A 20,208-nucleotide genomic window follows, 5' to 3' on the forward strand; every position below is an offset into this window, starting at 1 on the left:
TCTGAAATTCACTATTATGGGTTAAGTTGAAAGCATCTGAAAAACACGGGGTATAAGCTGAAAATATCTTTTATCCTTTTACTGAACCGATCATAACACCTTGTACGAAATAACGCTGCAAGAACGGATATACAACAATGATAGGAAGCGTAGATACAATAATAACCGCATATTTAACCATCGCTGCGATCTCCGCTTTGTTATTCATCGCTATAGCAGCGTCACCGCTGGCTGCACCTGTCGCATCCGCTGACATTTCCTGCAGAACGAGAATTTGCCGTAATATCATCTGCAGCGGATACTTTGCTTCATCGTTCAGATAGATCAGGGCCGGAAAATAACTGTTCCAATGCCCTACTCCATAAAATAAAGCCATAACAGCGATTATCGGTGCCGACAAAGGAATTATAATCCGGATAAACAGCTTGAAGTTTGTACAACCATCAATATAAGCAGTTTCATTTAATTCCTTCGGAATGCTGGATTCAAAGAACGTACGGGCAACAATCAAGTTGTAGACGGATACAGTCGTTGGCAGAATGAGCGCCCCTATCGAGTTGATCAACCCCAGGCCTTTTACAAGCAAGTAAGTTGGGATGAGTCCCCCGTTAAAGAACATCGTGACCAGAAACATGCCCATAAAAAATTTACGCCCGACAAAATCAGGTCTGCTTAGCGAGTAAGCGGCCGGCAAAGTAACAACCAGATTCACCATCGTTCCCAACACTGTGTACATTATCGTATTGCCATAACCAGACCAAATCTTTGGATTGTCAAATACAAGCTTGTACCCCTTTAAATTTAATCCTTTAGGGAACAACCACATCTCTCCTGAGCTTACATATTTCGGATCACTGATTGATGCGCTGATAATATACAACAGAGGATACAATACAACGATCAGAGCAATAACAAGAAACAAATAGTTAATGACCAGATATATTTTGTCTGTCTTCGATTCCTTAATTGCAACAGTAGCCATCAATAAGCCCTCCTCTCTTCCTGTTTACCATAAGCTTGTCTCGCTTGTCCGCTTGGCGATTTTATTAACTGTAATTAACAACAGAGCGTTCACTACGGAGTTAAACAAGCCCACGGCCGTCGAAAAGCTGTATTGCGCGCTAACGAGACCAGATCGGTATACAAACGTCGAAATTACATCCGAGGAGTCCATATTTAACGGATTTTGAAGCAGCAATACTTTCTCATACCCGATACCAAGAATGTTGCCAACGTTCAAAATGAGCAAAATCATAATCGTCGGAACAATCGTAGGCAAATTAATGTGCAGAACCCGCTTGAATCGGCTGGCGCCATCGACGATCGCTGCTTCATGCAGCTGCGGATCTACTCCAGATAGCGCCGCCAGATAAATGATCGTTCCCCAACCTGTGCTCTGCCATACACCTGATAACACATATACCGTCTTAAACCAACGCGGGTCCGTCAGAAATGCCGGAGCATCGATTCCGAAGAGCTCGATCAACTTGACAATCACTCCTGTGGAGGGCGTCAAGAAGGTAATGACCATCCCCGCCATAACGACGACGGAAATAAAATGCGGGGCATAAGTGATCGTTTGTACGCTTTTCTTAAAAAATCCGTTGCGCACCTCATTAAAGGCCAGCGCCATAATGATCGGAAGCGGGAAGCCGATTGCAAGCTCATAAAAACTCAAGCTAAACGTATTCCACAATAAATCCTTGAAGTAATAGGAATGGAAAAAACGATTAAAATGTTCAAAGCCGACCCACTCGCTCCCCGTAATTCCTTGGGACGGAACAAAATTTTTGAAGGCAATCTGAATTCCATACATCGGTCCATATTGGAAGATCACGAAGTATAAAAACGCTGGGGCGATAAATATATATAACTCCCAGTTCTTCAGAATTCTCGTGAGCAGTGAACTTTCACCTGCAGTTTTTATTTGTAGTGCAGCAGCCTTACGCGGTACTCTCATGTCCTAAGTCCTCTCCTTTCCTTACTTGTTCTAATTCTTGCTGTCATCAGCCCGGAAAACATCTGGCGCAAGCACTCTTCAATTCGGCTCATACCGGAAATTGATGAGTATAACTGCTAGCGCTTACAAGCAAAATTGTAGTGAAAACAGCTTCCCATCGTAAATATGTGGAATCTGCATTGTCATTTCCTGAGCGTGAGATCCCTTGCTGGATAAGGATTTATGAGTTTTTTACATCCTGAGGTTGGCAGTGGTAAGCTGTCGCTGGAATTCATCACTATGTATTTTTTTCAGGTGGAGCTATGTCGTTTTTTCAGAGGCTGGCACTTGCAAATCACACATATTGTGAATTCTATGAAGTTATGTGAATCTGTCTAAAGAAGTCGCAATGTCGGTTAGCTTGCCTCAACCAGATAATATTTTGTACGCGCATACATTTATTGCATCAATTAAGAAGAATGCACTGACATTGCCCAGCTGTTGATATAGGAGGCTATGATTATGATCCAAAAAACTGCTCATTGATCTCGTATTGTCACCAGGATCGTGAGTGGTATATGCCCTAAGGACAATTTGCTGGATACCCTGGGACGAATAATCCCACGCAAAATTACTTCCATTGGAGGGTCAGATGCTGAATCGGTGGATAGTCAAATGCTGGACCGGGGCAGAAAACCCCAACAATTATAAAATTCAGGAGGAGTCCGACTTATGAAATTACCCGCTTCGATATCGCAATTTCTGGATGAAGCCGAGAAGAAACTGGCGTATAATCCTAAACTGCAGCAACTGTTCAGAAACACCTTCCCGAATACGCTGGAAACGACGACAAAACTGCTTGATGACGGCACGACATTCGTGTTTACTGGAGATATTCCAGCTATGTGGCTGCGAGATTCTACAGAGCAGGTGCGTCACTACATTCCTTTTGCCAAACATGACAAAGAACTACAGCGCATCATCGGCGGACTCATCTCCCGCCAAATGTTCTATATCAATATAGATCCGTATACGAATGCGTTTAATGAGACAGCTAATGATAGGCACTACAGAGATTCAGACGACTGCGATTTAAATCCGTGGATGTGGGAGCGCAAATATGAGCTCGACTCCCTCTGTTTCCCGGTGCAGCTTCTCTACTCTTATTGGAAAGAAACCGGGATGACAGATGTGTTCACAAATGAGGTGTATCAGGCACTCACTTCTATTGTAAATGTGATGATTACGGAACAGCATCATGACCAAAGATCGCTGTATCACTTCACCCGGCAAACGAAGCAGCATACAGAAACACTTCAGAACAATGGCCGTGGACTTCCGTCCAACTATACCGGGATGACCTGGTCCGGTTTCCGGCCAAGCGATGATGCCAATTTGTACGGATATAACATTCCCGGGAATATGTTCGCAGTAGTGATCCTCGGTCATATCATGGAGATCGCAACCGAAATTTATAGCGATGTCCGTCTTGCCGCTCGCGCCGAGAAGCTGCGCAATGAAATTGGCTTCGGCATTCAAACCTACGGGATCGTGGATCATCCCAAATATGGAAGGATCTATGCATACGAGACCGATGGCTATGGCAACTACTGCCTGATGGACGATGCTGGCACACCCGGATTAATGACGATTCCTTATATCGGTTACACCGATATCAGCAACCCGATTTATCAAAATACCCGTCGATTTGCGCTTAGCTTCGATAATCCGTATTACTTTGAAGGCAAATATGCCAAAGGAATCGGCAGCCCGCATACGCCGGGTGGCTATGTATGGCATATGGCATTATCCGTACAAGCATTGACTTCCAACAATCCTGAGGAGATCAAAGAGCTCATCCAGACCTTGATTGATACCGATGCCGATACAGGTTATATGCACGAAGGCTTCCATCCGGATGATCCAAGCGATTTCAGCCGCCCTTGGTTCGCGTGGTCCAATAGCCTGTTCGCAACCTTGATTTGTAAAGCTATGGACGAAGGCCTTATCTAATTGCATCTTGAATCAGCCTCATTCCTTAAAATAAACAATTATAACTACGCTTCTCCAAACGAGTTTACACCGGCCGTTTGTGAGGGGCGTTTTCTTTATTGCATAGCTGACCTCGATGAATAATACTATTATCCAAGCTCTAACTCATAGACATATTTTGAATGGGCGTAGATGATGCCCGAGTTCAAGGAGGGATATCATTGAATGGCAAATTCAGAACAAAGCAACTGTGAACCTCCGCACATCCCCCAACCGATACGCAGCGATGGGGCGGGCGGGCCCGATTATGGACCGCGGGATGTGATGAGAGACCGGGAGAACCCTGATATGCTGGTGCCTCCGGTCACCGATTCCGGGCTAATGCCAAATCTGGTTATGTCCTACTCGGACACCCATATGCAGCTTAATGAGGGCGGATGGTCAAGAGAAATTACCGTACGGGATCTGCCGATCGCAAAAACTCTGGCAGGCGTTAACATGAGTCTGGTGCCGGGCGGGGTACGCGAGTTACATTGGCATCAGCAGGCGGAATGGGCTTATATGCTGCTTGGCAGTGCCAGAATCACCGCGGTAGATCAGAATGGGCGCAATTTTATCGCAGATATTGAGGCGGGAGATCTATGGTATTTTCCAGCAGGTATCCCTCACTCTATTCAAGCGCTTGAGAACGGATGTGAGTTTCTGCTCGTCTTTGATGACGGCAATTTCTCAGATTTGAATACACTCTCCATCTCGGACTGGTTCGCCCATACGCCCAAAGAGGTGCTAGCCGCCAACTTCGGAGTAGATGAAGCGGCTTTCGAGGGTATCCCCGATAAGCAGCTATATATTTTTCCAGACAAGGTCCCAGGATCATTAGCTAGTCAGGAGGTTCCATCTCCCTACGGTGCCGTTCCCGTTAGCTTCAAGCATAAGCTGCTGGCGCAGACCCCTCTGAAGACACCGGGCGGGAGCGTCCGCATCGCTGATTCCAGCAACTTCCCCATCTCCAAGACGGTTGCGGCTGCACTGGTCGAGATTAAACCGGGCGCAATGCGCGAGCTGCACTGGCATCCCAACAATGATGAGTGGCAATATTACTTGACGGGTCAAGGTCGAATGACTGTATTCGGCGGCAACGGAGTCGCACGCACCTTTAATGTCCGAGCGGGAGATGTCGGTTACGTCCCCTTCGCCTTCGGGCACTATATTCAGAACACCGGGGATGACACCCTCTGGTTCCTGGAAATGTTCAAGAGCGACCGCTTTGCAGACGTCTCCTTAAATCAATGGATGGCCCTTACGCCGCGTGAGCTGGTGCAAGCTAACCTCAATGCGACCCCTGAATTGCTGGACGCTCTGCGTAAAGAGAAATGGCCCGTTGTCAAATACGACCATCTCAAATAACCCCTTCCCCATCATTTCGTTATCTTGCTATTACAGCTTAAAAAGCGTACGATAATCCCAATTTAGGAGTATATTAATATACGAAGCCGATACGAAACCAGGGGGATTACACTTGATGAAGCCAGCTAAGTCTGAAACTGCAGCAATTAACGAGCCATTCCATCACGAGCAGATGCCTAAGAATCTTCATCCAACCGAACTGACCCAGGAGCGGTGGAACGCTATCGTTAACAATGACCCCGCCTATGATGGTAAGTTCTTCTATGCCGTCAAGACCACGGGCATCTTCTGCCGACCATCTTGCAAATCCAGGCCGCCGAAAATGGAGAATATTCGCCTGTTCGAAAACGCCGAGCAGGCCTTATCCGAGCATTTCCGCCCCTGCAAGCGCTGCAGGCCAACCGGTCAGCGCTTGCCTGATGATGAATGGATTGATCTTGTCACAGACTACATTGACAATAATTACTCTGCTTCACTTACCCTCCAGGCCCTAGCTGAGGTCAGTCACGGGAGCCCCTACCACCTTCATCGGACTTTTAAAAAAATCAAAGGTGTAACGCCGGTCGAGTACATCCAGCATATACGGATTGCTAAAGCCAAACAGCGGCTGCTCCATTCCGGGCTTGGGGTCGCCAAAGTAGGAGCCTGCGTTGGAATAGCGAATACGGCTTATTTTATCACCCTATTCAAGAAACGGACCGGATTCACGCCGGCACAATATCGCAAAGAACACGCAAGCATTCCGTATGAAGGAGACGATTCACTATGAAGCAAAATTCGCACAGAACGGTGTACTGGTCTAAAATGTCCCAGGAAGACTGGAGTATTTACTTGGCTGCTACCGAGCAAGGACTCTGCTACGTTGGATCTCAGAATAGGGATTTTGAAGAGCTAAGCAAATGGGTGGCGAAGCACTATAAAGCGTACGAGCTGATGGAAAACGATGAGATCCTCCGCCCCTATATCGTTGAACTGAGTGAATATCTGCATGGACAACGACAGCAGTTCTCGCTTCCAACCGCGCTGGAGGGAACTTCATTTCAAAAGGAAGTATGGGACGCTCTTTGTGCGATCCCTTATGGGCAAACATGCTCTTATTCGGATATTGCCATTCATATCAAGAGACCAGCGGCGGTTCGTGCGGTAGGTACTGCAATCGGAGCGAACCCCCTTCTGATTACCGTTCCCTGTCATCGGGTGATCGGCAAGAACGGAACATTAACCGGCTATCGCGGTGGACTTGAGATGAAGACAAAATTGCTGGAGCTGGAGCGAAGCAGATCAAACCTGCTATGGACCGGATTTAATTATTAAAGGCATGGTCCCCCAGAGTTAACCTTGGGGGCCATGCCTTTTTGCTGGATCGTGCCATTATATTATTGTTGGTTGTACGCTTTGTTCAATAGCAGCATATACCAGATCAAAGCGATGCCGATGATCGAATGAGATAGCCCTGCCATATGACTCAGGCCTGCCATATCGTTGCCATTCACCTGCAATACGCCGCGCACCGTCATGGAACCGATCGTCAGAACCAGACCGATATTATAGACGATAAACCAGGCATTAAAAGATTGGGTCTGATGAACGGAAAACAGCTTCGATAGAATCAGACTGATCAGGAAGAACAGGAAACCGAGAATAAGAACGTGGGTATGCAGAACATTTAATACCGTATCCCCGTCAAAGCCTTGTACTTTCGTAAATTCCCTCGCAAATACACCGAATCCCAACCCGATTAATAGATAGATAAATGCGGCTATATATGATTTTCTCATCAATAACCCTCCATTATTTACGTTTCAGCCCTTATTGTAAATAACTTAAGCCGGGATTGTAATCCATATCATCGCTTGTTAAAAGATTGTTCACAATTTATAATCTTGAGAGACCGGGTTCTATGTTAAAGTGTCCTAGAGATAAATGTCACACAGAAAGGAATGAGTTTATGAATAGGAAAACTACAAAAATCGTTGCCCGCAGTGCGATTGTCGCTATTGTGGGAGCCCTGATTCTGATTCCTAGTCTGAAATCCAATCCGTTGGAATCGGTAAAAGCCTCCGCCCCTTCCGAGACAGATTCGATTGCGACAGGGAACACCCATGAAAAAGATGCAGTCAAGCCTTCTGCTTCGAAGGATAATGCTACCGATACCGATACCACAATGACCACCATATACAAAGACAATTACAAGACGGTTGTCCTATTCAATCAGGCTCAGATTGAAGCATTAACCGGACAATCGCTTGATTCTGCTCAGATCAAAGATGTACTGGCCGAGCTCCAGAAGGAAGCCACCTGGACCGCCCAGAATTTCTCGGCCTCTGAAGCCAAACTGATCGCCGATGCCGCTAAAGAGAAGTCGGAAAAGCTGCCCTCGATTCTCACCAAAGTCGCACAAAATAAAGTGTCCGATCTGAAGCTAATCATCGTGCACAACAAGCATCATAGCGATGCTAATTTTGGCGCTAGTCATCGGGAGCAGACGAACCAGAATGGCAGCAAGGATAATGTAAATAAAGAGACAACTGTTGAGAAGCAAACTACCAGTATTGACAATTTCCTCGAATTCGAACTGGAAGTGGAATATGCCAAAGGTCAATATGAGGTGGACTTCAATTCCAATTACGGCAAGATAAAGGCTGAGATTGAAGATGAACGAAGCAACACGAGTAAGAAGATGCAAGGAGCTGCTGCATTGGAGCAGCTTGAGAAGATTTTGCCTAAGCTTGACATAACCAATGATACGTCGAAGAAGGAAGCGATCTCCCGTACTTTGGAGGCCTTTCAATTGGCTGACAACTATAAGGAGTTTGAGCTGGAAATCCGTCTGCCTGACGGGGGGCAGCTCACGTTCAAATCTATGAAATAATTGAAATGAAGCAAAACCCACCGTTAGGCTCTTAGCCTTTAGCGGTGGGTTTTTGAGATTAGGCTTTGCGTTTCATACTGCGAATCATCTGCTTGGTCGCTTGATCTACACGGTAGGATTCCGTAATTTTCTGCAAGGCCTTATTGTAAGTAAACAGATCGAGCGTACTATGCTGTAAATAGGCCAATGTTGGCTCAGGCAGCTTAATATAGCAAATCGAGACCGCCCAGGCGACGGCCATTTTGACATAATAGCCCTCATGTCTGATCCCGTCCAAAATTTGCAGCACCCGATCGATATAATCCTCCAGCACATAATATTCCAATAGCATGACAGCCCCGAAGCGAAGATCGTACTCCTGATCGGATTGCAGATAAGGCTGCAGAAAATCCCATACCTTGTCCAGATGCGATCTGGTAAGCTTTAATCCGCCGCAGAAGCTGTCGCATACCGACCAATTATTTATTTTGGGAACAAACCGCGCTATATATTCCAGCATCTCATCGATATCCTTCACCGCATACCCGATAACCATGCCCTGCAGCATCGTCTCCTCGAAATAATCGTCCTCGGCTTCAGCCAAATAGGAACGCCAATCGGAACGGGCGATTCTCTGTGCAATCTTCCGTAGAGCAGGCAAGCGTACGCCGGTGATATTATCGATATTTGGAATCAGCTTCGAGCTAAACAAACGATATTCCTCTTCAGCCAATTCCATGATCTGTTCCTTGATCGTCTTCTCCACCGCTCAACCTCCAATCAAATTCAGGTGACATCGGACAGAAAAAGCCTAACGGGTTCAGTCCTGTCACCTCCCGTCAGGCTTCATTCCTTATTTATAGATTTATTAAGAAAGTTCAAAAGTCCGCTTTTGATAAAAAACGATCGATGTAATCCAAAGATAAGCGACCGAGGATTCCAAGATTGGTTTTCTATCGATATAGAATTTTATCAGCATAGCAAGATAGCGAATTTAATTCTATATCTTACACGAAGTCCATCAGAAGTACCTCCACATCGAACCTTGAATACACCCGGGTCTAAGCAGATGCCTACCTAGCTTTGTTTTCTAAGGAAATATCTTAGAGGCTCATAGGCTCATGTACGCTAAGCAAATGCTTCCGGGGACCGTTTTCTGCGAAAACTGTAGCTTCGCTTCTCAGACCAAAGCTTTATCCAACTGCAGCGTTTTGAAAAAACGTACATCGGGGCATAGGCTTCGGTACGGAAAACCGACCTTTTGAACACATATATTACTTGCTCGCAGGCTCGTAAGTATCAAAATCCTTCACGACTTCATTGGTCTCTCCAGCCTTGAATATCGCTTCAATCAGATTTAATACACGCAATACTTCGGCATTTTTCACAATCGGGTCAGCTTTACCCTCAAGCACATCTGCGAAATTATCGTAGAAGCTGCTCGAACGCTGGAAAGGTTCCGGAAGAACCCCGGTAATCGTTGCTTCTTCAGATGGCGGGGCCATCGTCTTCGTTAATCCAACGCCAGCCCGGATCGGCTTAGGCTCAATTTTGCCCACTTCATTATTCCGCGTTACGGTTCTTCCGGTCAAGGACCAGTCTTCAATCACCGCAGCACCTTCGGTACCTTTTACATACCATCTTGGCAACGTAATATAGTTGGTTGTTCCTACCTCTACCAGAGCGGTAACCCCATTCTCGAATTGCAAAACCGCCTCGAATCCATCGTCAACCTCATCGCCAAGAATGAAGCTAAGCCGGCTTCTAACGCTAGTCATTTTGCTGTCAATCATTTCAACCATCTGATCCAGCAAATGAACGCCCCAATCCAGCAGCATACCGCCGCCATATTGCTTGATATGACGCCAGTCGCCTGGAATTCCGTTTGCCCCATGTACTCTGGACTCGATTTGGAATAAGTCGCCAATTGTTCTCTCGTTATACATTTGCTTAACAATCAAGAAATCCTCATCCCAACGGCGATTCTGGTGGACCATCAGGACCTTGCCAGCCTGATCAGCTACCGCGACCATATCTTTGAAATCGCTCACCGACATCGTAACCGGCTTCTCGCAAATGACATGCTTGCCAGCCTGCAAAGCTTGAATAGCCAGATCCTTATGCACATCATTTGGCGTTGCAATTAATACAACCTCAACTGAAGAATCGTTCAACACCGCTTCAAAGCTGTCGTAAGCAGGATAGCCCGCTTGCTTCGAAGCTTCCCGACGCTCCTCAAGCACATCATAAGTACCTTTGACCTCTACTCTTCCATTTTCTGTAATCAAGTGACCGTGATAGCTTCCCATTCCACCGTAGCCAACGATAACTACGGAATGCTTAGTATTGCTCATGAATGTTGTCTCCCTTCCCTTATGCAACACAGTATGGTTTATTTCATCCCTCAAGCAGAGCCATAGCAACTGAGTTAAGAACCCACCATTATGAACTTCTGTTATGAGGAGGATTGACTCACTTTTCTAGTTTATTCTCTAACAATCAAGATGTAAATGCAAGCGGATTCAGAGATTTCGACATAATTCTTACTTTTCCCAGCCTGCCTTCTATTTCTATAATTCTAACATGCTTCATTCTATCAGCAATTGAACAATCCAGCTATCGTCACTTCTCGGGAAATTACCGTGATCTCGGAAAATCTTCCACGATATAGGCATCTCCCTACGCCGCCCCTAATATATTGTAGGAGAAAGGCGGAGATACTTGTGAGGACAATCGATGAACAAGCGCAGCGGGCCATCTTTTTGGCCGCCATCTGTGGACAGACTTATGAGCAATTCTCAAATAAGGACGGCTCATTTATCGTCCCCTTAACTTATTCGGTCAAGGATACGATCGAAGCGAAATCGATTATCAATGTATGGGAAACTTTTGGGTTTATTCTCGAGTCCCCCCAGGAAATTATTGTGGCCTTTCGCGGGACCAGCTCCACGACTAATTGGATATCCGACATCATCGCTTCCCAGAAAAAATTCAAATATGTAAAAGAGGACTGCCTCACGCATCGCGGCTTCACAGATATCTATTCTTCTGCTCGCAATCGAATTATGTCCGCACTGTCCAATCTGCCCTCTGACAAGCCCTTGTTTGTTACCGGGCACAGCCTTGGCGCCGCACTGGCGACACTGTGTGCGATTGATATTGCCGCCAATACCGAATTCAACTCACCGTACCTGTTCACATATGGCGGGCCTCGCGTGGGCGACCCGGCCTTTTCAAAAGCTTTTACAAAATATGTACGAGGAAGCTATCGTATCGCTAATGAATTTGACGTTGTTACCCATGCTCCCCCATCGATCTACAAGCTGCCTAAGCGTGAAAAGAAATACTATTATAGCCATGTCCCAACCTTCTCTTCCCTGAACTTCCAAAATGGCTCATTCGGCGGCAATCACATCATAAGCAGCTATTTTACCGAACTCTCCAAGCTCCAGCCACAATACGCCCAACTGCTCTGCTCAGCGAACCCGGGATTCTGTCCAAATCCAACCGCCGAATCGAAAGAAGAAGCATAGGTGGCGTAAGCGGCAGGTGCTGGTGTGGTTACTGGTGTGGTTACTGGTGTGGTTACTGCTGTGGTGAAAATGCGGTGCAAGTGCGGTTGCAGGTTTGGTTGCAGGTTTGGTGCAAATGCGGTTTCCACCTGAGGTTCGTGCGGTTTGTTTTATGTGTGGTTGCAGGTTGGGTGCAAGTGCGTCAGAATAAAGTGGAATATACTTTCGGCGTCCCTCGAAGAGGGACTTAATGCGGTAGGATTGGGCCAAATCCTTTCTAACGAAACTAGGTATCACTATTTGAGCCAAAAGTGACTTTTGAAAAATCTAACGAAACTGGATATCGCTATTGAGGTCAAATTAGGGGTTAAGGGCCCTTTTCCTCCCTAATAACGATATGGAGTTTCGTTAAAATTAATTGCCCGCTATTTTTTAGAGAATAGCGTTCTGTAGTTTCGTTAGAACTAAGAATTTGATAATGAGAACCCTACAATTGTTCTGATAATCTTCATACAACAAAGAAAGCAGGCGTCCATCATCCGGACGCCTGCTTTCTTTGTTGCTCATCGTTTCGATTTGTAAAACTCATGATATAGCTTCATCAGAGCCCGCTTCTCGATTCGGGACACATAGCTGCGGCTGATCCCCAGCTCTCTGGCGATTTCACGCTGCGTTCGCTCCTCGCCTCCATGCTCGAGTCCAAACCTTCCTTTGATGACTTCCTGTTCCCTGGAATCCAGAATATCCAGGTTCTGATATATTTTACTCTTCTCCATCTTAAGCTGAACCCGATCAACAACATCATCCTCTTCTGTTCCAAGAATGTCAATTAATGTAATTTCATTCCCCTCTTTGTCAGTTCCTATGGGATCATGCAGGGAGACGTCCTTACGGGTTTTCTTCAGCGACCGGAGATGCATCAGTATCTCATTTTCTATACATCTTGCCGCAAAGGTTGCCAGCTTCGTGCCTTTGTTCGGGCGGAAACTTTCGATTGCCTTGATCAGGCCAATGGTACCAATTGAGATCAGATCCTCCAGATCTTCACCCGTGTTATCGAATTTCTTCACGATATGCGCCACAAGCCGCAGATTATGCTCAATCAGCAAATTGCGGGATATCGCGTCGCCTTCAGCCATTCGCTGAAGGTGCTTCGTTTCCTCTTCTTCCGTCAGCGGCTGGGGAAAGGCATTATTCTTTACATATGAGACTAACAAGGTCAACTGCTTAATAAACAGCGCAATCGCGGACACCAACTCCATGAACAGCACCTCCACGTCGATTAGCTGAAGAGGCAAGCACATCCTAGTACACCACTTCAGCACACAATGAAGTTCAGTTGTACATTGTATGTGGGCTGCGGCCCAGATGTGCCTGTTCGAAGGGAAATGATTCCGGAGGATAAGTGATTTTACCTATTCCGCCACTTTCCAATTAAAAGCGTATATATGGACGGGATTTGCGCTTACGATAATGAATGAAACCTCCCGCTATTGCATAGCAAAGCACGACTATGGCAATCCCGACGCTATCGATCCCGACATCGATGGCCTGACCTGTGCGATTCACGACGAAGGTCTGATGCCACTCATCGGATATCGCATACAGCAGCGCAACGATAGCTCCCCCTGTCATGGCTGACGCACGCTTCCACTTTAAGGCAAGCAGGGTTTGAATGGACAGGAATGTCAGCACAGCGAAGATACTGACGTGCGCTCCTTTGCGAATAAAAAATTCGATAAAGTCATAAGGCATCGCCGAAGTCACTAACTGACCGTTATAATAAAACTCGATATCAGGCAGACTATGCACCAGTTTATGGGGAATATGTTCGGACAACGAGGGCCTGAGATCCTGCTCATAGTAAGGCTGGGAGGATTTATAGAAAATAAACGCCATACAGATGATCACTAGTAGAAGCCAAACCAGAAATTTTTTGCGCTGATAGGTCATATTCGCGAGCTCCTCCTTCTTGATATTTTCTTATTTTATCTATTGTTGATCCAAAAAGAAAGAGACCGAAGCCTTGTGGCCCGGTCTATAGACGCTGCTCAGAACATACCCGCCTGGAGCATTTAGCATCTGGCAAATCCATATTGCATTTAAGTCCTGCGATTTCTTCTGGCGAGCAAAGGCAGGATCAAACCAAGTCCCAGCAAAATGAACGGAGTCGCGATGTTTAAGGTTAGCTGGAAGTACCATTCACCCGTGAGCGGTTCGATTTTGGGAAACATGCCCATCAAGCAAGCGAAGGCGGTAAACAAGAAGCACCATAAACCAATAACAAAGCCGAATTTATTGTTCTTCACAAACTGATAAGTCGTCTCAAATTTTTGCGACATAAGCATCAACGCCATAAAGGCAGCGAATACCCATAGGTATCGAAGCGGCATGACGATCGAGTTCAGATCGAGCAGCCAGTTGAATAAGGAGTTCATATTGCCAATCCCTAAGGCTGGGACGATGATCAAGATGCCCACCAGGATGGCGGTCATAATATAGCCATTGACCGGCGTACCGCGCTCATTAATCCTGAGCAGCGACTTAGGAACGTAGGTTTCATCGGAATCCGACAATAGCACGCGCAGCGGTGCATCGATGGAAAAAGCGAGAGCTGATATTTGTGCCAGTACGTTGGCGAGCGCATAGATAATCATAATCCAGTTGCCAAATCCGTAATACTCCCCTAGGATCTGAAAGGCATAATATTGTCCGTTCATCTTCAAGTCTGCGGGAATATTATTGGAATTGAACATGAGTCCCATAGCGTAAGATCCCAACAGCGCGCAGATTGCAACCATAATCGCTAACGTAAGCATTCCCCGTGGGAACTCCCTTGACGGATTATACGTGTTGTTTACGTATGGCGATATTTTCTCCGCACCACCCACCGCAAATACAAGCATGGATATCGTTGTAAAATAGGCGAAGTTAAAGTCAGGGATAAACGTCTTAAACGTAATATTCGGCGTTGCCACTTCAACTCCCCGCAGCGAAGGTGCGGCAATCGCCAGTACAATGTAGAGTATCGACATCACAAACACGGACATCCCCGCGATCGTACCGATTCTCCGGAGGGAGGTAACCCCACGCGAAGCCATCCACAGAAAGAGCAAAAATATGACCAAGGATAACGACTGAACCAGCAGAGTGGACAACTCTTTGATAAACATGCCATTCTGCTTTACCGCCCATCCCAATGCGATCAATATTGCCTGCGGCTTCTGCGCCAAGTAAGGAACATGAACGACCCAGTAAGTCCATGCTGCCAAATAAGCGATCCTGGCACCCATCGTTTCTTTGATCCAGCTGCTTACCCCGCCCTTGCCATGCCGGAACGTTGAACCTAACTGGCCAACCATCAAAGAGTACGGTACAAAATACAAAGCGATAATGAGAATCCACGAGGTGATTACCGTTAGCCCTTGGTTGGCGTAGTTGTTGACTACATTTCCAAAACCCCAGACGGAAACAAAAGCCATCAGCGCGACATTATACCATCGCAGCTTTTTGATATCGTTGTCATCCATAATGCTCAATCTCCCCTTCTGCATGGGTGCATGGATTGGAAGTGCTTCTAGTACCGCCCACTTCCTAGTGCTGGAATATTCTAGGCTTTCATGCTAGCTATAACTTTGCCTGTAATACGCCACTTCATGCATCATGCAAAAGATTGAAAAGAGGCTTGCCCAACCTGGGAACGTAGGGAAGCTTTCGCACCGTGAGCAGCTCCCAGCGCGCGGTGCCTTGCTGCATGACGGCGGTCGGCAGGCTCTTATGTTCTTGAACGTCGCTCGTCCATAATATATTGCTGATCGGCAGGCAGGGCTTGATTGATTGAGATTGACCCCACCCAGTGAGAATCATTTGAAACTCCCTTGGCCCCTGTAACGAAACAAGGTATCGTTATTTGAGCTAAAAGAAGCTGTTCCAAACAGTAACGAAACAAGGTATCGCTATTCCGGCAAAAAACTGTCCTTTATACTGAATTTTTCGCAAATAGCGATACAGTGTTTCGTTAAACTTAAATCCCTGTCATTTTGGGAGCAATAACGATATGGTGTTTCGTTAGAGAATTTTCACAGGCACAACCGCCTGACGCAAGGCGGTGTCCAGTTCCTCCGTGTACTCGGCTCGTCGGCTCGCTGTTCATTTTAGGGGCATAGCGATACAGTGTTGCGTTAGAGAGTTCCCACAGGCACAACTGCCTGACGCAAGGCGGTGTCCAGTTCCTCCGTGTACTCGGCTCGCTGTTCAGGCGTCCAGCCAAGGACAGCAGCCATATACTCAATCGCCGGCGCTTTCCAATCCCGCACCCACTGAATATTGAAGAAGAGCGCTCCGGTACGTCGGATGAAGAAGTCAACCGGCTTCACCGTCATTTCCTCCTCAATGGCATAGACGAGTGGAACAAGCACTTCGAGCGGCAGTCCGCTTGCCTCCACCTGCCCACGGCAGCGTTCCGCAAGCTCGAAGAGCCGGTCTGCATTAGAGCCGTAATGGCGCGCCCACGTCTTAGCGAGCGCCGCCTCCACGCCTCGCTGTGCACCTTCCTCTGTTTTCTTCTGAACAAAATCCGGAAATGCGTCGGAACCCCCCACATGCCCGCCCGAGATCGGCAGCTTCTTCGTCATCGTCGGGACGAACGCACGCCCCTCTTCCTGGCTTAGCAGCTTCATCACCAGATCCACAATCGTCTCGGCCATTTTGCGATAGCCGGTAAGCTTGCCGCCGGCAATCGTAATCAGCCCGGAGGGAGACTGCCAGATCTCATCATGGCGGGAAATTTCCGACGCGCTCTTTCCCTCCTCGTAGATGAGCGGACGAACGCCCGCCCAGCTGGATTCGATATCCTCCACACGAAGCTGGAGCGTCGGAAACATATAATCAATCGCCGCCATAATATAGTCGCGATCCTCCTCCGTCATGACGGGCCGGAGCGGATCTCCTCCATAGAATGTATCCGTAGTGCCTACATAGGTCTTGCCATCACGCGGGATTGCAAATACCATCCGGCCGTCTGGCGTATCGAAGTAGACCGCTTGCTTTAGCGGGAAACTGGATTGGTCGATAACCAGATGAACGCCTTTTGACAATTGCAGATGCTTGCCCGTCTTGGAATGGTCCTTGTCACGAAGTTCATCTACCCATGGTCCTGCCGCGTTAATAATCTTCCGTGCCCGGTACTCCAACCTTGCCCCATCCAGTTGATCCATCACCTGCACACCCACGATCTTGTCGTTCTCATAAATGAAGGAATCCACCTTCATATAATTGATGGCCATCGCCCCATTACGTACCGCTTCCTTCATCACCTCGATCGTCAGACGGGCGTCATCGGTGCGGTATTCTACATAATAACCCCCGCCAAGCAGCCCTTCCCGCTTAAGCAGCGGTTCACGGGTCTTCGTCTCTTGCTCCGACAGCATCCGTCGCCGTTCATGATGCTTAACCCCGGCCAGAAAATCATAGACACGAAGTCCGATCCCTGTGCTGAATCTGCCGAATGTTCCGCCGCGATGCAGCGGCAGCAGCATCCATTCAGGCGTCGTCACATGCGGCCCGTTCTCATAGACGATGGCGCGCTCCTTGCCAACCTCGGATACCGTTTTGATATCAAATTGCTTCAAATAACGAAGTCCCCCATGCACCAGCTTGGTTGAACGGCTGGACGTTCCTGCCGCAAAATCCTGCATTTCGAATACGGCTGTACGCAGTCCGCGCGTTACCGCATCCAGGGCAATCCCTGCGCCGGTAATTCCTCCACCTACTACAATCAGATCAAGCGGCCCCTGTCTCATCGCTTCTGCCATCGCTTTACGTCCTGATGCGGAAAATGCAACTGTCATCCCATTAGCCTCCCTCGTCCTAAAGACGGTATATTGAAGTGGGTCATTGTAACAAAAAAACCGCAACAACACTAAAGTCATGGACTCAAGTGCAATTGCGGCTTCTCTATTCTCCAACCGAATTTAAATATTAACTTATTAAAAATTGTAGCATATTCGTGTAGTTATTTAAATACTTTTGTCGCCTCTATCGCTTTGCCCCAGCCAGCATAAAGTTCCTTGCGGCGCTCTTCCGACATCGACGGTGTAAAGATGCGATCGATGCTCCACTGCGCCGCGATCTCATCCCGGCTTCCCCAGTATCCGACGGCCAGGCCAGCCAGGTACGCCGCACCAAGAGCTGTCGTCTCGAATACCTGCGGACACTCTACCGGCACGCCAAGCATGTCGCTCTGGAATTGCATCAGGAAGTTGTTCTGAATCGCCCCTCCGTCGACGCGCAGTGTAGTAAGACCAATCGAGGAATCCGCCTCCATGGCGTTCAATACATCCTTGCTCTGATAGGCCAGCGATTCCAGGGTGGCACGGATGAAATGCTCTTTACTCGTCCCCCGCGTCAGACCGAAGATAGCCCCCTTCACCTCGCTGTCCCAGTATGGCGTGCCCAGTCCAACAAAGGCTGGCACCACATATACGCCATCCGTGGAGTCCACCCTGCTCGCGTATTGCTCGCTATCCTTTGATTCCTTAAGCATACGCAGGCCATCACGCAGCCATTGAACTGCGGAGCCCGCCACAAAAACGCTGCCTTCCAAAGCATATTCCACCTTGCCGTCGATTCCCCAGGCAATGGTGGTAAGCAGGCCATGTGAGGATTGAACCGCTTGCTCTCCGGTATTCATCAGCATGAAGCATCCGGTGCCATAAGTGTTCTTGGCCATGCCTTTCTGGAAGCACGCTTGCCCGAACAGGGCAGCCTGTTGATCGCCGGCAACGCCGGCAATCGGCACTTCCTCGCCGAAGAAATGATAATTCACCGTGTTGCCATAAATCTCGGAGGAGGAACGCACTTCCGGCAGCATCTGCTTCGGAATCGTCAACAGCTCCAGCAATTCATCGTCCCATTTCAAATCATAAATATTGTACATGAGCGTTCGCGAAGCGTTGCTGTAGTCAGTCACATGCACCTTACCGCCGGTCAGCTTCCAGATCAGCCAGGTATCGATGGTGCCGAACAATAGTTCACCCCGTTCCGCCTTTTCCCGCGCCCCGGGAACATGGTCCAGAATCCACTTCACCTTCGTGCCAGAGAAATAGGAATCGATCAACAGCCCTGTCTTGGAGCGGAATAATTGCTCGTAACCTGCAGCCTTCAATTCATCACAGATAGATTTCGTCTGTCTCGATTGCCATACGATCGCATTATAGACCGGGCGGCCCGACTCCTTATCCCATACGACGGCGGTCTCACGCTGGTTCGTTATGCCAATCCCGGCAATCTGCGCTGGCTTCACGCCAGATTCAATCAGACAGGTAGCGATCACAGCGAGAATCGTACCCCAGATCTCCTGAGCATTATGCTCCACCCAACCCGGCTCCGGGAAAATCTGAGTAAATTCCTTCTGAGAGACGTGTACGATCTGGCCCGCTTTATCAAATAAAATAGCTCTGGAACTCGTTGTCCCTTGATCAAGAGACAGAATGTATTTTTCCATGCGAATTTCCCCCGTTCATAAGTATGATTTAATGAATCGACAGCACCGTGCCAAAAGTTATGAAGTGTTTTTACATCCTTACATCGATACGCTTCGCTTTGCGTTTTTGCCGAAGAGGAGCAGAGAGAGGAGAAGAATAACGGCGGCTATTCCTATCACGATCCAGATGGTACCATCCACGCGGCCCAGGAACATATTTTTGTAAAATAGCGCTCCGAACGAGCCCCCCAGCAGTGGGCCTACAACAGGAATCCAGGCGTACCTCCAATTTGAGCTGCCCTTCCCGGGAATCGGGAGCAGCATATGGGCAATTCTCGGTCCCAGATCCCGCGCCGGGTTAATGGCATACCCGGTCGCCCCGCCTAACGAAAGTCCGATGCTGACAATCAGAAAGCCAACGATAAGCGGATTAAGTCCATCCGTGAACTGATTCGCCCCAATGGCAAGAATGCCAAGGACGAGGACAAAAGTTCCGATGATCTCACTCATCAGATTCGAGAACGGGTGATACACGGCTGGACTTGTCGCGAACACACTTAATTTCGCGCCAGGATCATCCGTTACCTTCCAATGCGGCAAATAATGCAGAAACACGATGATCGCACCAACGATGGCGCCCAGCATTTGAGCGGCCATATACAAGGGGACGTCAGACCAAGGAAAATCCCCGATGAGCGCAAGCCCCAACGTAAGGGCGGGGTTCAGATGAGCTCCGCTTATCGTACCTACGGAATAAGCTCCGATAGCCACTGCCAATCCCCAACCCATCGTGATGACAATCCAGCCTGAATTTGCCGCATACGATCTTTTCAGCGATACTCCTGCACAGACGCCTCCGCCCAGTACAATCAGTATCATGGTCCCGATAAACTCTCCCCAAAATGCCGACATTATAATGTCCCCTCCCATGAGTTATGACTGTTAGAACACAAAGAGACCTACATCAAGTTAGCACCCCATCCCCAACATACAGGGAAGGCGATGCATTGAATGTAGATCTCCA

The 20,208-nt window shown here is 47.9% G+C and carries 17 protein-coding genes; 6 read left to right on the plus strand and 11 right to left on the minus strand.

Going from position 1 to position 20,208, the window contains the following annotated elements; translation table 11 throughout:
- Positions 1–70: 70 nt before the first annotated feature.
- The gene (locus DMN77_RS05565) at positions 71–982 is read right to left on the minus strand and encodes a carbohydrate ABC transporter permease (RefSeq protein ID WP_179013901.1); all 912 of its coding nucleotides are present in this window, start codon (positions 980–982) and stop codon (positions 71–73) included.
- A gap of 24 nt (positions 983–1,006) precedes the next feature.
- Positions 1,007–1,960 carry an ABC transporter permease gene (locus DMN77_RS05570; RefSeq protein WP_179013903.1) on the minus strand — a complete coding sequence of 318 codons (954 nt, stop codon included), beginning with the start codon at positions 1,958–1,960 and terminating at the stop codon, positions 1,007–1,009.
- 711 nt (positions 1,961–2,671) lie between these two features.
- Here DMN77_RS05570 and DMN77_RS05575 point away from each other — a divergent pair.
- From DMN77_RS05575 to DMN77_RS05590, 4 genes are all read left to right on the plus strand, one after another.
- The gene (locus DMN77_RS05575) at positions 2,672–3,952 is read left to right on the plus strand and encodes a glycoside hydrolase family 125 protein (protein ID WP_179013904.1); all 1,281 of its coding nucleotides are present in this window, start codon (positions 2,672–2,674) and stop codon (positions 3,950–3,952) included.
- Between the two features lie 204 nt (positions 3,953–4,156).
- Positions 4,157–5,338, plus strand: coding sequence for an oxalate decarboxylase family bicupin (locus DMN77_RS05580; RefSeq protein ID WP_068782285.1), 1,182 nt, complete (start codon positions 4,157–4,159; stop codon positions 5,336–5,338).
- A 172-nt stretch (positions 5,339–5,510) separates the two neighbouring features.
- Positions 5,511–6,107: a bifunctional transcriptional activator/DNA repair enzyme AdaA gene (locus DMN77_RS05585; RefSeq protein WP_068782550.1), complete on the plus strand. Its 597-nt coding sequence runs from the start codon at positions 5,511–5,513 to the stop codon at positions 6,105–6,107.
- Positions 6,104–6,652, plus strand: coding sequence for a methylated-DNA--[protein]-cysteine S-methyltransferase (locus DMN77_RS05590; RefSeq protein ID WP_179013906.1), 549 nt, complete (start codon positions 6,104–6,106; stop codon positions 6,650–6,652). Before DMN77_RS05585 ends, DMN77_RS05590 begins: the two co-directional genes overlap by 4 nt.
- A gap of 62 nt (positions 6,653–6,714) precedes the next feature.
- Here the strand turns inward: DMN77_RS05590 and DMN77_RS05595 are convergent, their stop codons facing one another.
- Positions 6,715–7,116, minus strand: coding sequence for a DUF2871 domain-containing protein (locus DMN77_RS05595; RefSeq protein WP_068782287.1), 402 nt, complete (start codon positions 7,114–7,116; stop codon positions 6,715–6,717).
- 170 nt (positions 7,117–7,286) lie between these two features.
- On the opposite strand from DMN77_RS05595, the gene DMN77_RS05600 reads away from it, so the two are divergent.
- Positions 7,287–8,210 (plus strand): YusW family protein, encoded by a 924-nt coding sequence (locus tag DMN77_RS05600; RefSeq protein ID WP_179013907.1) that lies wholly within the window; start codon positions 7,287–7,289, stop codon positions 8,208–8,210.
- A 58-nt stretch (positions 8,211–8,268) separates the two neighbouring features.
- Here the strand turns inward: DMN77_RS05600 and DMN77_RS05605 are convergent, their stop codons facing one another.
- Both DMN77_RS05605 and DMN77_RS05610 read right to left on the minus strand, forming a co-directional pair.
- Positions 8,269–8,955 (minus strand): DNA alkylation repair protein, encoded by a 687-nt coding sequence (locus DMN77_RS05605; protein ID WP_179013909.1) that lies wholly within the window; start codon positions 8,953–8,955, stop codon positions 8,269–8,271.
- A 508-nt stretch (positions 8,956–9,463) separates the two neighbouring features.
- A complete protein-coding gene (locus DMN77_RS05610) occupies positions 9,464–10,543 on the minus strand; it encodes a Gfo/Idh/MocA family protein (protein WP_179013910.1) in 1,080 nt (359 codons plus the stop codon).
- A gap of 369 nt (positions 10,544–10,912) precedes the next feature.
- On the opposite strand from DMN77_RS05610, the gene DMN77_RS05615 reads away from it, so the two are divergent.
- A complete protein-coding gene (locus DMN77_RS05615; RefSeq protein ID WP_068782291.1) occupies positions 10,913–11,722 on the plus strand; it encodes a lipase family protein in 810 nt (269 codons plus the stop codon).
- Between the two features lie 542 nt (positions 11,723–12,264).
- On the opposite strand, the gene sigK is transcribed toward DMN77_RS05615, so the two are convergent.
- The 6 genes from sigK to DMN77_RS05645 all read right to left on the minus strand — a co-directional run bounded on the left by sigK (position 12,265) and on the right by DMN77_RS05645 (position 20,096).
- On the minus strand, positions 12,265–12,963 hold the full coding sequence (gene sigK / locus DMN77_RS05620) for an RNA polymerase sporulation sigma factor SigK (protein ID WP_068782292.1): 699 nt from the start codon (positions 12,961–12,963) through the stop codon (positions 12,265–12,267).
- Positions 12,964–13,135: 172 nt separating this feature from the next.
- The gene (locus tag DMN77_RS05625) at positions 13,136–13,654 is read right to left on the minus strand and encodes a VanZ family protein (RefSeq protein WP_179013912.1); all 519 of its coding nucleotides are present in this window, start codon (positions 13,652–13,654) and stop codon (positions 13,136–13,138) included.
- Positions 13,655–13,803: 149 nt separating this feature from the next.
- Positions 13,804–15,231: an amino acid permease gene (locus DMN77_RS05630; RefSeq protein ID WP_068782294.1), complete on the minus strand. Its 1,428-nt coding sequence runs from the start codon at positions 15,229–15,231 to the stop codon at positions 13,804–13,806.
- 651 nt (positions 15,232–15,882) lie between these two features.
- On the minus strand, positions 15,883–17,550 hold the full coding sequence (locus DMN77_RS05635; RefSeq protein WP_218652863.1) for a glycerol-3-phosphate dehydrogenase/oxidase: 1,668 nt from the start codon (positions 17,548–17,550) through the stop codon (positions 15,883–15,885).
- A 164-nt stretch (positions 17,551–17,714) separates the two neighbouring features.
- Complete coding sequence (gene glpK, locus DMN77_RS05640) at positions 17,715–19,205, minus strand: glycerol kinase GlpK (RefSeq protein ID WP_068782297.1); 1,491 nt, start codon at positions 19,203–19,205, stop codon at positions 17,715–17,717.
- A gap of 78 nt (positions 19,206–19,283) precedes the next feature.
- A complete protein-coding gene (locus tag DMN77_RS05645; protein WP_068782298.1) occupies positions 19,284–20,096 on the minus strand; it encodes an MIP/aquaporin family protein in 813 nt (270 codons plus the stop codon).
- Positions 20,097–20,208 lie beyond the last annotated feature (112 nt).

The sequence above is a fragment of the Paenibacillus sp. 79R4 genome (genome assembly GCF_013393165.1).
Classification (GTDB): domain Bacteria; phylum Bacillota; class Bacilli; order Paenibacillales; family Paenibacillaceae; genus Fontibacillus.